This window comes from Mesorhizobium sp. M2A.F.Ca.ET.042.01.1.1 (genome assembly GCF_003997405.1).
Taxonomy (GTDB): Bacteria; Pseudomonadota; Alphaproteobacteria; order Rhizobiales; family Rhizobiaceae; genus Mesorhizobium.
The window spans coordinates 48,985-61,968 of record NZ_RZRX01000008.1; the positions used below are offsets into that span (position 1 = coordinate 48,985).

A 12,984-nucleotide genomic window follows, 5' to 3' on the forward strand; every position below is an offset into this window, starting at 1 on the left:
TTCAGGACAATTCGCCGCGCCGCCAGCAGGCGATCAGATGGCCGTCGCCCGCATCGGTGGCGGGCGGTTCCGCTTTCAGGCAACCGGGCTGCGCCAACGGACAGCGGCCGGCGAATGCGCACCCGCTGTTCGAATTGATTTCGGCCGTAATCTCCGCCTGGACGGAGACCGCAGGTGACTCATCCGAAGACGCTGCCAGAAGCTGCTTCGTGTAGGGGTGGTTGGGCCCGCCAAATACCTGTTCGGACGTGCCGGTCTCGACCAGCCGACCGCGATAGAGCACGCCGATCCTGTCGGCCATGTAACGCACCACCCTGAGATCGTGGCTGATGAACAGGTACGTCGTGTTCCTGTCGCGCTGCAGATCGTTGAGCAGGTTGAGCACCGTCGCCTGCACGGAGACGTCGAGCGCCGAGGTCGGCTCGTCCAGCACCACCACTTTCGGCGCGCCGGCGAAGGCGCGAGCGATCGCCGCCCTCTGCCGCTGGCCGCCGGACAGCGAGCGTGGCTTCTGTTCCGCGGTTGTGTCCGCCAGCCGGACGGAGCGGAGAAGCTCGGCAACGCGGTTTTTCGCATCGCTCCGGCCAAGCCCGGCAAGCCGCCGCAGCGGCCGGCTGATGATCCGCCCGATCCGGTGGCGCGGATTGAGCGTGCGGTCGGGCGACTGGAAGACCATCTGCACGTCGCGCCGTTCGCCTGGCGCCCGCCTCTCGGCGCGGGGGGCCACCGTCCTGCCGAACAGCTCGACCGATCCTTCGGTGGGCGTCTGCAGCCCAGTGACGATCCGCGCCAGGGTCGATTTGCCGGAGCCGGATTCGCCGATCAGGCCAAAGGTCTCGCCCTGCTCGATGCGGAGGTCGACCTTGTGCAGCACCGCCTGGTCGCCGAAGGAATGACTGATCTCCTTGCAGGCGATGGCGGTCTGCCCGTCTCTTTGATCGAGACCGTTAACGGTCGCCTTGGGGCGATCGCGAATGGTCGTGCCAGTCTCGGCCAGCCGCCCGTCGCGCTTGGTGAAATTGAGCGCCGGGATCGAGGCGATCAGCGCGTTGGTATAGGCATGGGCCGGATTCTCGAAGACATCCGCGGCGCCGCCGCTCTCGACCACGGTGCCTGACTGCATCACCGCGACGCGGTCGCAGGAACGGCGGATCAGGTTGATGTCGTGGCTGATGAGAAGAATGCTGGTTTTGTGGTCGCGGCGCAAATCGTCGAGGATGGCGATGACTTCCGACTGCACGCTGGCGTCGAGCGCCGTGGTCGGCTCGTCCAGCACCAGCAGCGTCGGGTCGAGCGCGATGGCGATGGCGATATTGGCGCGCTGCTGCATGCCGCCGGAGAGCTCATGCGGATAAAGATCGAGCACCCGCTCCGGATTGGCGACCCGCACGCGTTTGAGCAACTCGGCCGAACGCCAGCGCGCCTCCTCGTGGCGCACCGGGCGATGGCGCATGATCGTCTCACCGATCTGCCGGCCGATCGTCATGGCCGGACTGAGCGCCGCGCCCGGATGCTGGTAGACGGCGGCGATACGATCGCCCCTTAGGCCACGCAGTTCTTCGCCGGAAAGCCCGCGGATTTCCCGGCCCTGGAACTCGATCGCCGAGGCCTCCAGGCGCGCATTGCCGGGCAGGTAGCGCAGGATCGCCATGGCCACCGAACTCTTGCCCGAGCCGGATTCGCCGACCAGTCCCAACGCTTCGCCCTGGCCTATTGTGAGCGACACGCCATTGACGGCGGATTGCCATCCTCTTTTCCCGCCATAGGCGATGGAAAGTTTTTCCACATTCAGCACCGAAGGGGACATCAAGACCTCGAAATCGCTTTCTGCCGGTGCCCTAATCAAGGGCAATCGCTTCCGCTTGCATAGTACATTACCTCTATAAAATTACTCGAATAAAGCCCAAGCGCAATCTAGCCTTTTGCAAATTGGAGATCGCGGGCCGCCGGACAAAACGGCGCCCGCCTCTCTCCCAGCGATTTGCAAGGAGGCCGGCATGGCGCGAAATCAGTTGATCCTGAGCGCATTCTTCTTCAACCCGCAGGGCGACCATCGCATGTCGTGGCGCCATCCGCGCGCGCCCGGCCGGGAAGTGCTTGGCTTCGACTACTATCGCGATCTGGTCCAGGCCGCCGAACGCGCCAGGATCGACACCATATTCGTCGCCGACCATGTGTCCATCTGGGATTCGGTGAAGAGCGGCGTCGCGCATTACGCCAATGCCCGCCTCGAGCCGCTGACGCTTCTGTCGGCACTGGCCGGCGTGACGAAACATATCGGCCTTATCACCACCGCTTCGAGCTCCTACAGCGAACCCTATAATGTCGCGCGCCTGTTCGCCTCGCTCGACCATATCAGTGGCGGCAGGGCGTCGTGGAACGTCGTCACCTCGGCCATGGACGAGGAGGCGCGCAATTTCGGCCGCGACGGCAATATCGAGCACGCCTTCCGCTATCAGCGCGCCGCCGAATTCCTCGATATCGTCAAGGGGCTGTGGGACAGCTGGGAGGACGAAGCCCTGCTGTTCGACAAGGAGACCGGCTACTTCGCCGATCCGGACAAAGTCCATGTGCTCGACCATCGCGGCGCGCATTTCAAGGTGCGCGGGCCGCTCAACGTCTCGCGGCCGCCGCAGGGCCACCCGCTGATCGTCCAGGCCGGTTCGTCGGAAGACGGCAAGAATTTCGCCACCGCCCATGCCGACGCCCATTTCGCCATCTACAGCACCAGGGAAGACGGCATCCGGTATCGCGAGGACATCAACGAGCGCCTCGCCCGTCATGGCCGGCGGCCGGAGAGCTTCAAGATCCTGCCCGGCATATTGCCGATCGTCGCCGCTTCCGAGGCCGAGGCCCGCGACAGGCAGGATTATCTCCAGACGCTGCTCCCCGATCGTGTCGGCATCGATCTCCTGTCGAGCTGGAGCGGCATCGATCTCTCGGCCTATCCGCCGGACGGCCCTCTGCCGCAGCTTCCCGACGAAAGCACCTTCAACGGCGGCCGCACCTCGCTCAACCGCGTCAAGCAGTGGGCGACGCAGAACCTGACGCTGCGCGAGATCGCGCGAAAACTCGCCAACAGCGGTTCGGTGCCGACCGTCGCCGGCACGCCGAAGCAGATCGCCGACCAGTTGCAGGACTGGTTCGAGGCAGGTGCCGCCGACGGCTTCAACCTGATGTTCCCGCTGCTGCCGGAAGACTGGATCAACTTCGCCGAACAGGTCGTGCCGGAGCTGCAGCGCCGCGGCGTCTTCCCGACCGAATACGCGCCCGGAACGCTGCGCGACCGCTTCGGCCTCGCCCGCCCTGCCAACCGCTTCGCCGAGCAGCGCGCCAACCAGCGCGCCGTGTCCTGAGGAGAGCCGTCATGACCGCCGCACCGAGATTGCAGCCGCGCGAGGCGACCGCGCCGCAACTGATCAACGTCCTGCACAGCCCCAAGCGCATCCGCGTTAAGTTCGGCGGCCGCGTCATCGCCGACAGCCGCAACGTCCTGGTGCTGCGCTCCAACCATTTCCTGCCGATCTACTTCTTCCCGCTGGCGGCCGTCGACCAGTCGGTGCTGAAGCCGTCGAAACAGGGCCAGCAGCATCCGATCGGCGGCGAGACGAAATACTGGGACATCGAAGCCGGCGACAGGCGCGCCGCCGATGCCGCCTGGTCGTTCACGGCGCCGCCGGATGAGAACCTCGCGCCGCTCGCCGGCCGCGTCGCCTTCACCTGGAACCTCGTGGACCAGTGGTTCGAGGAGGACGAAGAGGTCTTCGTCCATGCCCGCGATCCCTATGCGCGCATCGACGTGCTGCAGAGCTCCAGCCATGTCGAGATCTGGTTCGACGGCGAGCCGATCGCCGACAGCCGCCGTCCCGTGCTGCTCTTCGAAACGCACCTGCCGACGCGCTTCTACCTGCCGCCGGAGGATGTCCGGCTCGACCGGTTGAGGGCCTCGTTGACGAGGACCCGATGTCCCTACAAGGGCATCGCGTCCTACTGGTCGGGCGTGCTCAAGGACGGTTCGCTGCGCGAGGACATCGCCTGGGCTTACCGCGATCCGATCGCCGAGATGCCGAAGATCAAGGGCCTGATCGCCTTCTATCCGCAAGCAGTCGACCGCATCCATCTCGACGGCCAGCCGGTCTGATCCGGCCCCGTCTTCTCCGCTTCATTTCAGAAACCACGATTTTCACAGAGGCAAAAATGACCAAACGCAACGAAATCGACGCCCTTCGCAATCTCTCCGGCGACATCTGGAACGTCGCCGTCGACGAATACGCCAAGGGCTATCTCAAGCGTCGCGACCTGTTGAAATACGCCGCGCTCATCGGCCTGACCGGCTTTGCGGCTTCGCAAGGCCTCGGTTTCTCCCGGGCCCGCGCAGCTGCCCCCGGCGGCACTGTTCGGGTCGGGCTCGGCCAGCCGACCAAGGCGATCGATCCGGTCACGGTCACCGATCCGGCCAGCATCGGCGTGCTCAGCCAGGTCGGCGAATATCTCATCCTCGACGATCCCAAGGACGGGCTGCAGCCGAAGCTCGCTTTGTCCTGGGAAGCCGACGAGACGGCCAAGCGCTGGACTTTCAAGCTGCGGCCCGGCGTGAAATTCCATGACGGCCGCACCGTCACCGCCAAGGACGTGGTGGCGAGCTTCGAGCGTCTGGTCGATCCGAACAGCGGCTCCTCGGCGCTCTCCGCCTACAAGGGCATCCTCTCCAAGGGCGGCGCCAAGATCGTCGACGACGAGACGGTCGCCTTCGATCTCGACCAGTCGAACTCGAATTTCCCCTTCTATGTCTCCTCCGACGTCTACAACGCCGTGATCCTGCCGGCCGACTATGCCGGCGACTTCGAGAAGAATTTCAACGGCACCGGTCCGTTCAAGCTCGAATCCTTCCGTCCCAAGCAGGGCGCCAGCTTCGTGCGCAATCCCGATTACTGGGGCGACAAGGCGCTGCCCGACCGGGTCGAGATCAAATTCTTCGACGACGAGCAGGCGCAGGTCGTGGCGCTGCAGGCCGGCCAGCTCGACGTCATCCCGAGCACCACGCGCCTGGAACTCGCGATCGAGGGCAATGCCAATTTCAAGCTGCTCAGCGTCCAGGCGAGCTCGCACGACGCCGTGCATCTGAGGACCGACCAGGCGCCGTTCACCGACAAGCGCATCCGCCGGGCCCTGGCTCTCACCCTCGACCGCGAGGCCATCGTCAAGGGCCTGCTCAAGGGTCGCGCCATCGTCGGCAACGACACCCCGTTCGCGCCGATCTTCCCCTCGGCCGATCCGTCGGTGCCGCAGCGCAAGCAGGACATCGCCGAGGCCAAGCGTCTGCTGGCCGAAGCGGGCGTGCCCAACGGCTTCGAGGTGACGCTGACCACCGAACGCGCCTACGACATTCCCGACTACGCCGTGATCATCCAGAACTTCGCCAAGAAGGCTGGCATCGACATCAAGCTCAATGTCCTGCCGCAGGATGCCTATTACGGTTCCGCGACCTTCGGCAGCTCGCCATGGCTCGATTCCAATCTCGGCATCACCGATTTCGGCCATCGCGGCACGCCCGACATCTTCCTCAACGCGACGCTGAAGAGCGATGGTGCGTGGAACGCTGCGCATTTCAAGAATGCGGACTATGACGCATTGCTGGTCGAATACGGCAAGGCCCGCGACCTGCAGACGCAGCGCATCGCGGCCGGCAAGATCCAGACCCTGCTGCTCGACGAGACGCCGGAAATCATCAGCTACTTCTCGCAGTATAGCCGGATCGCCAGTGCGAAGGTCGAGGGCGTGCGCTTCACCGCCATCTCGCATCTCCTGCTCGACCGCGTTTCCTTCGTCCAGGCATGATGCGCAAACGCCAAACCGGCCGGGGCACCGGATGCTGACCGGCCGCGCCTTGTCGGCGCGCGCGGCCTCGCTGCTCCTCACCTTGTGGCTGGTTAGCGCGCTGGTCTTCCTCGCCGGGCAGGTCCTGCCCGGCGATGTCGCGCGCGTCATGCTGGGTCCCTTCGCCGATGCGCAGGCCGTCGCGGCGCTGAACAGACAGCTCGGCGCCGACCAGCCGGTGCTTGTCCAGTACTGGCGCTGGTTCAGCGCGGCGCTTGGCGGCGACTTCGGCACGTCGCTGTCGATGCGCGCGCCGGTCGCACCCTTCGTGCTGGCAAGCCTCGGCCGCTCGGCGGCCCTTGCCGGCATCATCCTTTTGTTTCTTGTGCCGCTGGGCGTCGGCGCGGGCATCGTCGCGGGCTTGAACCAGGGTCGGCTCGCCGATCGGCTGATCGTGCTCGCCGGCATCACCTTCGGCATCGTCCCGGATTTCGTCTCCGGCCTGCTCCTGCTCCTGGTCTTCGGCCTGTGGCTGGACTGGCTGCCGATCACCGGTGCCGCGCCCGATGGCGTAGGCTTCTGGACGAGCGGTTACTATCTGATCCTGCCGGCGCTGCCGCTGGTGCTCAACCTCGCCGGCTATCTGGCGCGCATGACGCGGGCCGGCGTCATCGAGGCGCTGGCCGCCGACTATACGCGCACCGCCATCCTGAAAGGGCTTGATCGCCGGCAGGTCATTGTCCGCCACGTGCTGCCCAACGCGCTGACGCCGACCATCGCGGTGCTGGCGACGCAGAGCGGCTACATGCTCGGCGGGCTGGTGGTGATCGAGGCGCTGTTCGGCATCCAGGGCCTCGGCAATCTTGTGCTCAATGCCGCCAAGTCGCGCGATTTCCCGATGCTGGAAGCAGGCGTGCTGGTCATGGCGACGATCTTTGTCCTGTCGGCCGCGGCCGGGGATCTCGTCCAGGCGCTGCTCGACCCGCGGCAGCGGCGGCGGGCGTCGTTATGATGGATCTCCTGGAGTTCCCGGCGCCGTCGCACGCGCCCGCTGTCCTGCGGGTCGCCGGCAGGCTGGGCCGCGCCGTTCGCGGCCTTCCCGTCTCCGTCATCATCGGATCGCTGATCCTCGCCTTCTGGATCGCCTGCGCCCTGTTCGGCGACCGGCTGGTTCCCTACGACCCCTATGCCGAGGATTTCCTCGCCACGCTGACGCCGCCGGACGCCGCGCACTGGTTCGGCACCGATCATCTCGGTCGCGACGTGCTGTCCCGCATCATCGTCGGATCGCGCGACATCCTGCTGGTCGCGCCGCTCGCGACGTTGGGCGGCGTTACCGCTGGCACCATCATCGGCCTGGTGCTCGGCTATTTCGATGGGCTGGTCGACGCGGTCGGCGCCAGGCTGCTCGACACGCTGATGGCCTTCCCCTTCATCGTATTGGTCACCATGACGCTGGTGGCGCTCGGGCCCTCGAATCTGACCGTCATCCTGGTGATCGCCATCGCCTATGCGCCGCTGGTGGCCAGGACCGTGCGCGCCGCGGTGCGGGAGCAAAAGGGGCGCGAATATGTCAGCGCGGCCCGCCTCGGCGGCGAGAATGCCTTGGCCATCATGGTGCTGGAGATCCTGCCAAACATCAGGGAGACGATCCTGATCGAGCTCGTCACCAGGCTCGGCTACGCCTTCTTCTCGATCGCCACGCTGAGCTTTCTCGGCCTCGGCATCCAGCCGCCCTCGGCCGACTGGGGCCTGGCGGTCGCCGAAGGTTACGGCTTCCTCACCGGCGGCAAATCGTGGGTCGTCGTCTTCAACTCAGCCGCGATCGTCTCGCTGGTCATGGCGACCAACCTCATCGCTCAAGGTATCGGCGCCTTCGAGAATAGCGAACGGTGATTTGACCTTCTGAGGCTCGCGCTCTGCTAGACTCCCGTTGATTCGTCTCGGCAGGGAACGGCATGAGCAAGGCCCTCGGCACATTCGCACTGCTATCGGTTCTGAGCGCATTGCTGATGGCGCTCTCTTTGGCGGTTGCCAGGCACGGCTATCCCTACGGCGCGTTTGGCGTGAAGCGGCTCGACGGCATCGCCGACGCCGGCTCCTTCCTGGCCATCGCCGCCGTCTATTTCTTCGGCGCCATGCTGATGATGGTCCTGCCGATCCGGGCCGCCGGCATCGTGCTGACCCATGCCGCCGACGCGATCTTCTGGGCGACGATCATGCTGTTCGCGACCATTGTCGGCGCGCTGATCGCCAGATGGGCCTTCGGCCAGCACGAGGTGCTTTGGGCGCTCTTCAACTGGCGCTTCCTGTTCGTCGCGGCTATCGTGGCGGCACACCTCACCATGAACGAGCTTCGCCGCAACGTCCTGCTCAGAAGCCTGTTCTTCGTCGTGTTCGGCGCGGTCACGCTCGCCTGCCTGTTCTGGTCGTTCTCGACCTGACGCGAACCGGCTCTAGGTTTAAGATCGCGGGTAGACCTCCTCCCGGACAATGACTATATCATTTGTCTGACAATTGACCCGGCCAGAGGCCGTCGCGACCAGAACCCAAGGAAAAACAAGATGACCCTGCACCGCAAGAACCTGATCGACGGCGAGTGGCTCGGCGAGGCCGGCTCGCGCAACATCAACCCCTCGAACACCAACGACGTCGTCGGCGAATACGCTTCGGCCGGCCCGGAGGAGGCAAAGCAGGCCATTGCCGCCGCCAAGGCCGCGTTTCCGGCCTGGTCGCGCTCGGGTCCGCTGGCCCGCCACGCGGTGCTGAAGAAGACCTCCGACGAGATCATGGCGCGCAAGGACGAGATCGGCCGCTCGCTCGCGCGTGAAGAAGGCAAGACGCTGGCCGAGGGTGTCGGCGAGACGATCCGCGCCGCGCAGATATTCGACTTCTTCGCCGGCGAGACGCTGCGCCTATCGGGCGAGATGGTGCCAAGTGTGCGGCCCGGCGTCGGCGTCGAGATGACCCGCGAGGGTGTCGGCGTCGTCGGCATCATCACGCCGTGGAATTTCCCCATCGCCATTCCCGCCTGGAAGATCGCGCCGGCGCTCGCCTACGGCAACACGATCGTCTTCAAGCCGGCTGAGCTGGTTCCCGAAAGCGCCTGGACCATCGTCGACATCCTGCACCGCGCCGGCCTGCCCAAGGGCGTGCTCAACCTCGTCATGGGCAAGGGCTCGGTGGTCGGCCAGGCGATGCTCGACAGCCCCGACGTCAACGCCATCTCCTTCACCGGCTCGGTCGGCACCGGCAAGCGCGTCGCCGCGGCAAGTGTGGAGCATATGCGCAAGTTCCAGCTCGAGATGGGCGGCAAGAACCCGCTGGTCGTGCTCGACGATGCCGACCTCGCGGTCGCCGTCGACTGCGCCGTCAACGGCGCCTATTTCTCGACTGGACAGCGCTGCACCGCGTCCTCGCGCCTGATCGTCACCGACGGCATCCACGACCGTTTCGTCGACGCCGTGAAGGAACGCCTGGACAAGCTGGTCATCGGCGATGCGCTGGATGCCAAGACGCAGATCGGCCCGGTCGTCGACCAGACCCAACTCAAGCAGGACGAGGATTACATCGCCATCGGCCGGCAGGAAGGCGCCGAGCTTGCCTTCGGCGGAGATCGTCTGGAGCGCGACACGCCGGGCTTCTACCTGCAGCCGGCGCTGTTCGTCGGCTCCACCAACGCCATGCGCATCTCGCGCGAGGAGATTTTCGGCCCGGTCGCCAATGTCATCCGCGTCAAGGATTATGACGAGGCCCTGTCAGTCGCCAACGACACGCCGTTCGGTCTCACCTCGGGCATCTGCACCACCAGCCTCAAGCATGCCACGCATTTCAAGCGCAATTCCGAAGCCGGCATGGTCATGGTCAACCTGCCGACGGCGGGCGTCGACTTCCACGTGCCGTTCGGCGGCCGCAAGGGCTCGAGCTACGGTCCGCGCGAGCAGGGCCGCTACGCCATGGAGTTCTACACCACGGTGAAGACGGCCTATACGTTCGCCGGCTGATCCAATCGGGGAGGAGATCGATGAGCGTAGCCGACATGACATGGCTCAACCCGCCGCCGCACCACGCGGTCGGCGACGGCACGCTCACCGTCCGCACCGGCAAGGAGACGGATTTCTGGCGGGAGACTTTTTACGGCTTCTGGCGCGACAACGGCCATTTCCTCTATCGTCCCGTCGAAGGTGACTTCAGCGCCGAGGTCACCGTCAAGGGCGACTACAAGGTGCTCTACGATCAGGCGGGGCTGATGCTGCGCCTGAGCGAAACGCACTGGATCAAGGCCGGCATCGAATACACCGACGGCCTGGCCTATTTTTCGGTCGTCGCCACCAACGACACCTCCGACTGGTCGCTGGTCGCCATAGCCGCCGGCAAGGACGGCGTCAGGATTCGCCTGACCCGTCACGCCGAGGCGATCCGCATCCAATATCTGGATGCCGCCGACGGCCATTGGAAGCCGGTGCGGCTGGCCTATTTCCCGGTCTCGAAGTCGGCCGATGTCGGCATGATGTGCTGCTCGCCGCAGCGCGAGGGTTTTGAGGTGACGTTTTCCGATTTTACCATCGCGCCGGCGATTTCGCGGGACCTGCACGACTGACATCGGGAGCGGTTGTGGACAAACCCACCCTTCTCTTTGCGCACGCTGACGAAGCTGTTGAGGTCGAAACTGTTGTCTCCGGCGCAGCGGTTTCCGCCCGGAACTGCGCTTGGCTATTCTGATCAGACCGGCGCCGGGACGCGGCCATTGGCAGGCCTCTCGTCCTCGGCCGGAACGGCCACCCTGCGGCGCCGGAAAGCCGGCAACGGGGTCAGCCTGAACAGGCCGTAATAGACGATGAAGGACGCCGTGAAGTAGGGGCCGAGCATCTCGACCTCGAAGAAGGAGCGGATCAGCATCAGTCCGATCGCGCCGGCAAGCACCACCGAATCGGCGCTCCAGTCGCCGAACACCACTTTCGACACATGGCCATAGAAAGCGCGCAGGATGACCAGCGCCAGCAGGGTGGCGCCGATGAAGCCGATTTCCACCAGCGTCTCGACATAGGTGTTGTGGAAGTGGAAACCCGTGCGGGTCGAGATATAGAATTCCGCCCACAGCCGCTCCGGATCGGCAAAGCCCTGTACCCAGTAGGCGGCATAGCCATAGCCGAGCAGCGGATGCTGCTGCGCCGCCTCCCAGCCCTGCTCCCACAGATAGGTGCGGCCGGTGAGCGTCGAATCCTTGCCGAAGATGCCGAGCACGACATCCAGCAGGCCCAGGTTGAGCGCTGCCACGACAGCCGTCACCAGCCCACCGGCGCCGACAACGAACAGCACGCGGCGATAGCGCAGCGACAGCACCTTGCTCATGGTGAGCAGCGACACGACGCCGATCACGGCCGGCAACGAGGCCACGGACGTCGCCGAATGGGCGATTGCCAGCATGTAGACCGACAAAAGCATGATTGGCGCGGTCCAGGCGAAGCCCAGCCAATTGCGCCGATAGAAGACCAGGAACGCAAGGCAAAAGAAGATGCCGAGCGAGGCGAAGAAGCCGACCTGGTTCTTGGAACCGAAGGCACCGACGAAATTGACGGTGCCGTCCATGATGTCGAGCGCATAAGCGCCGACTTTCATTGAATAGAGCAGAACGACGAAGATACCGATCAGCGAGCCCGCCAGCAGCGTGCGCACGCTGATGGTGCGCGCCGCGACATAGGCGCAGACGATGTGCGAGGTATATTGCACCGCCGCGCGCGCGCTGATGCCCGCCGCCTGGGACCAGAACACCGAGAGGCAGACATAGAGCGCAAGCGTGATCGGCAGCCACGCCGCGGAAAGCCTCCAGGTGAAGCGCCGGTAGTCCACGAACAGCAGCGGCAGCCAGACGGCATAGTAGGCGAGGATCAGGATCTGGCCGAAATTGGGCGAATAGGCGAAGGCGATCACGGAAACCGCGACCGCGAAGGCGCCGTAGGTCTCGTTGCGATCGGGATCGATCAGAATGGATTTCGGAATCTTCATGCCGGATTTTGTCCGTTGAGCCCTTCTTGAGTGAGCCGCGCTAAGCCACGGCTCGCGCGCGCTGCATCTGCCGCTGCAGGAAGCGCCGCACCGGCTCGTCATAAACGCGCGTGGCGATGTCCGCGATCACGACGACCGAGACCGCCATGACGATACCGAACCAGGGATGGTGCGCGAAAGGATCGATGGAGAAGGCCTTGCCGGCTCCGGCGATGATCATCAGCATCGGCGTGTGGATGATGTAGATCGGGTAGGAAATCCGCCCGAGCCAGCCATAGAAGCCTGACAGAAGCGGTGCGGTCGGCGCCACCGCGCCGGTCGCCACCATGATTGGGAAGACGATGACGATTGCCGCAAGATCGTAGACAACGCGCGCGCCGCCGGCCGGTGCGATGGCGAAGACGGCAAGGGTGAGCAGGATCGCGCCTTCGACCCACAAGCCGCGCCGCAGGAAGCCGAGACTGCCCTGCCAGCGCGCCATGGAGCGGCAAAGCAGCACCCCGAGGAAGAACGAGAAGGTGACGCGCGGCAGCCCGCTGACGATGGTCTTGCCGGTCATGCCGAAATCCAGCGTGCCGGCGAAAACAGAGGCAGCGACGAGCAGGACCAGGCTAACGACGACGATCCCCGTCAGCATCCGCCGTGACAAAAGGACGAACACCGCGACATAGGCGATGTTGACGATCAGCTCGAAGAACAGCGACCACGAAGCGGGGTTGAGCGGGAAGATCGTGTGATAGGCGTCGCTGACCAGCAGGATGAAGAACATGCCTGTCGTCAGCTGCAGGCCGATCTCGGACAGCGGCATGTACTCGGCCGGCATCAGCCTGTTCTTGACCAGCAGATAGAAGAAGCCGAGCAGCGTGCCGGCGAGATAAAGCGGATAAAGCCGGATCAGGCGGATCGCCACGAACGAGCCGAAGCCCATGCCGTTCTCGATCTTGCGGTCATAGGCATGCGCTATGACGAAGCCGCTCAGCAGAAAGAAAAGGTCGACCGCGAGATAGCTCGACGGCAGCACCTTGCCATCGGCCAGGAACGGCGAGAAGTGATAGAGCATGACGCTGATCGCCGCCACGCCGCGGATGGCGTCGAGATTCAGATATACGTGACGCGGGGCTGCGGGCTGCATGTTATGCCTTCAAGCGGTCCAAACAAGAT

General features: G+C 64.8%; 11 protein-coding genes. 8 read left to right on the top strand and 3 right to left on the bottom strand.

Annotated elements, in window-relative coordinates:
• Nucleotide 1 precedes the first annotated feature (1 nt).
• On the bottom strand, nucleotides 2-1,807 hold the full coding sequence (locus EOA23_RS02715; RefSeq protein ID WP_127302818.1) for an ABC transporter ATP-binding protein: 1,806 nt from the start codon (nucleotides 1,805-1,807) through the stop codon (nucleotides 2-4).
• A gap of 190 nt (nucleotides 1,808-1,997) precedes the next feature.
• Here EOA23_RS02715 and EOA23_RS02720 point away from each other — a divergent pair, with 190 nt between their 5' ends.
• From EOA23_RS02720 to EOA23_RS02755, 8 genes are all read left to right on the top strand, one after another.
• Nucleotides 1,998-3,356 (top strand): LLM class flavin-dependent oxidoreductase, encoded by a 1,359-nt coding sequence (locus EOA23_RS02720; protein WP_127302819.1) that lies wholly within the window; start codon nucleotides 1,998-2,000, stop codon nucleotides 3,354-3,356.
• 11 nt (nucleotides 3,357-3,367) lie between these two features.
• Nucleotides 3,368-4,141 (top strand): DUF427 domain-containing protein, encoded by a 774-nt coding sequence (locus tag EOA23_RS02725; RefSeq protein ID WP_126063055.1) that lies wholly within the window; start codon nucleotides 3,368-3,370, stop codon nucleotides 4,139-4,141.
• 56 nt (nucleotides 4,142-4,197) lie between these two features.
• Nucleotides 4,198-5,838: an ABC transporter substrate-binding protein gene (locus EOA23_RS02730; protein ID WP_127302820.1), complete on the top strand. Its 1,641-nt coding sequence runs from the start codon at nucleotides 4,198-4,200 to the stop codon at nucleotides 5,836-5,838.
• A 31-nt stretch (nucleotides 5,839-5,869) separates the two neighbouring features.
• Complete coding sequence (locus EOA23_RS02735) at nucleotides 5,870-6,829, top strand: ABC transporter permease (RefSeq protein ID WP_127302821.1); 960 nt, start codon at nucleotides 5,870-5,872, stop codon at nucleotides 6,827-6,829.
• The gene (locus tag EOA23_RS02740; RefSeq protein ID WP_127302822.1) at nucleotides 6,826-7,713 is read left to right on the top strand and encodes an ABC transporter permease; all 888 of its coding nucleotides are present in this window, start codon (nucleotides 6,826-6,828) and stop codon (nucleotides 7,711-7,713) included. The genes EOA23_RS02735 and EOA23_RS02740 overlap by 4 nt, the downstream gene beginning before the upstream one ends.
• Nucleotides 7,714-7,775: 62 nt before the next feature.
• Nucleotides 7,776-8,261: a hypothetical protein gene (locus tag EOA23_RS02745; RefSeq protein WP_127302823.1), complete on the top strand. Its 486-nt coding sequence runs from the start codon at nucleotides 7,776-7,778 to the stop codon at nucleotides 8,259-8,261.
• A 120-nt stretch (nucleotides 8,262-8,381) separates the two neighbouring features.
• Nucleotides 8,382-9,821 (top strand): aldehyde dehydrogenase family protein, encoded by a 1,440-nt coding sequence (locus EOA23_RS02750; RefSeq protein ID WP_127302824.1) that lies wholly within the window; start codon nucleotides 8,382-8,384, stop codon nucleotides 9,819-9,821.
• 20 nt (nucleotides 9,822-9,841) lie between these two features.
• A complete protein-coding gene (locus tag EOA23_RS02755; protein ID WP_127302825.1) occupies nucleotides 9,842-10,417 on the top strand; it encodes a DUF1349 domain-containing protein in 576 nt (191 codons plus the stop codon).
• A 122-nt stretch (nucleotides 10,418-10,539) separates the two neighbouring features.
• Here the strand turns inward: EOA23_RS02755 and EOA23_RS02760 are convergent, their stop codons facing one another.
• Together EOA23_RS02760 and EOA23_RS02765 are read right to left on the bottom strand one after the other, a co-directional pair.
• Nucleotides 10,540-11,823 carry an O-antigen ligase gene (locus tag EOA23_RS02760; protein WP_127302826.1) on the bottom strand — a complete coding sequence of 428 codons (1,284 nt, stop codon included), beginning with the start codon at nucleotides 11,821-11,823 and terminating at the stop codon, nucleotides 10,540-10,542.
• A 40-nt stretch (nucleotides 11,824-11,863) separates the two neighbouring features.
• Nucleotides 11,864-12,955, bottom strand: coding sequence for an acyltransferase (locus tag EOA23_RS02765; protein WP_127302827.1), 1,092 nt, complete (start codon nucleotides 12,953-12,955; stop codon nucleotides 11,864-11,866).
• Between the last annotated feature and the right edge of the window lie 29 nt (nucleotides 12,956-12,984).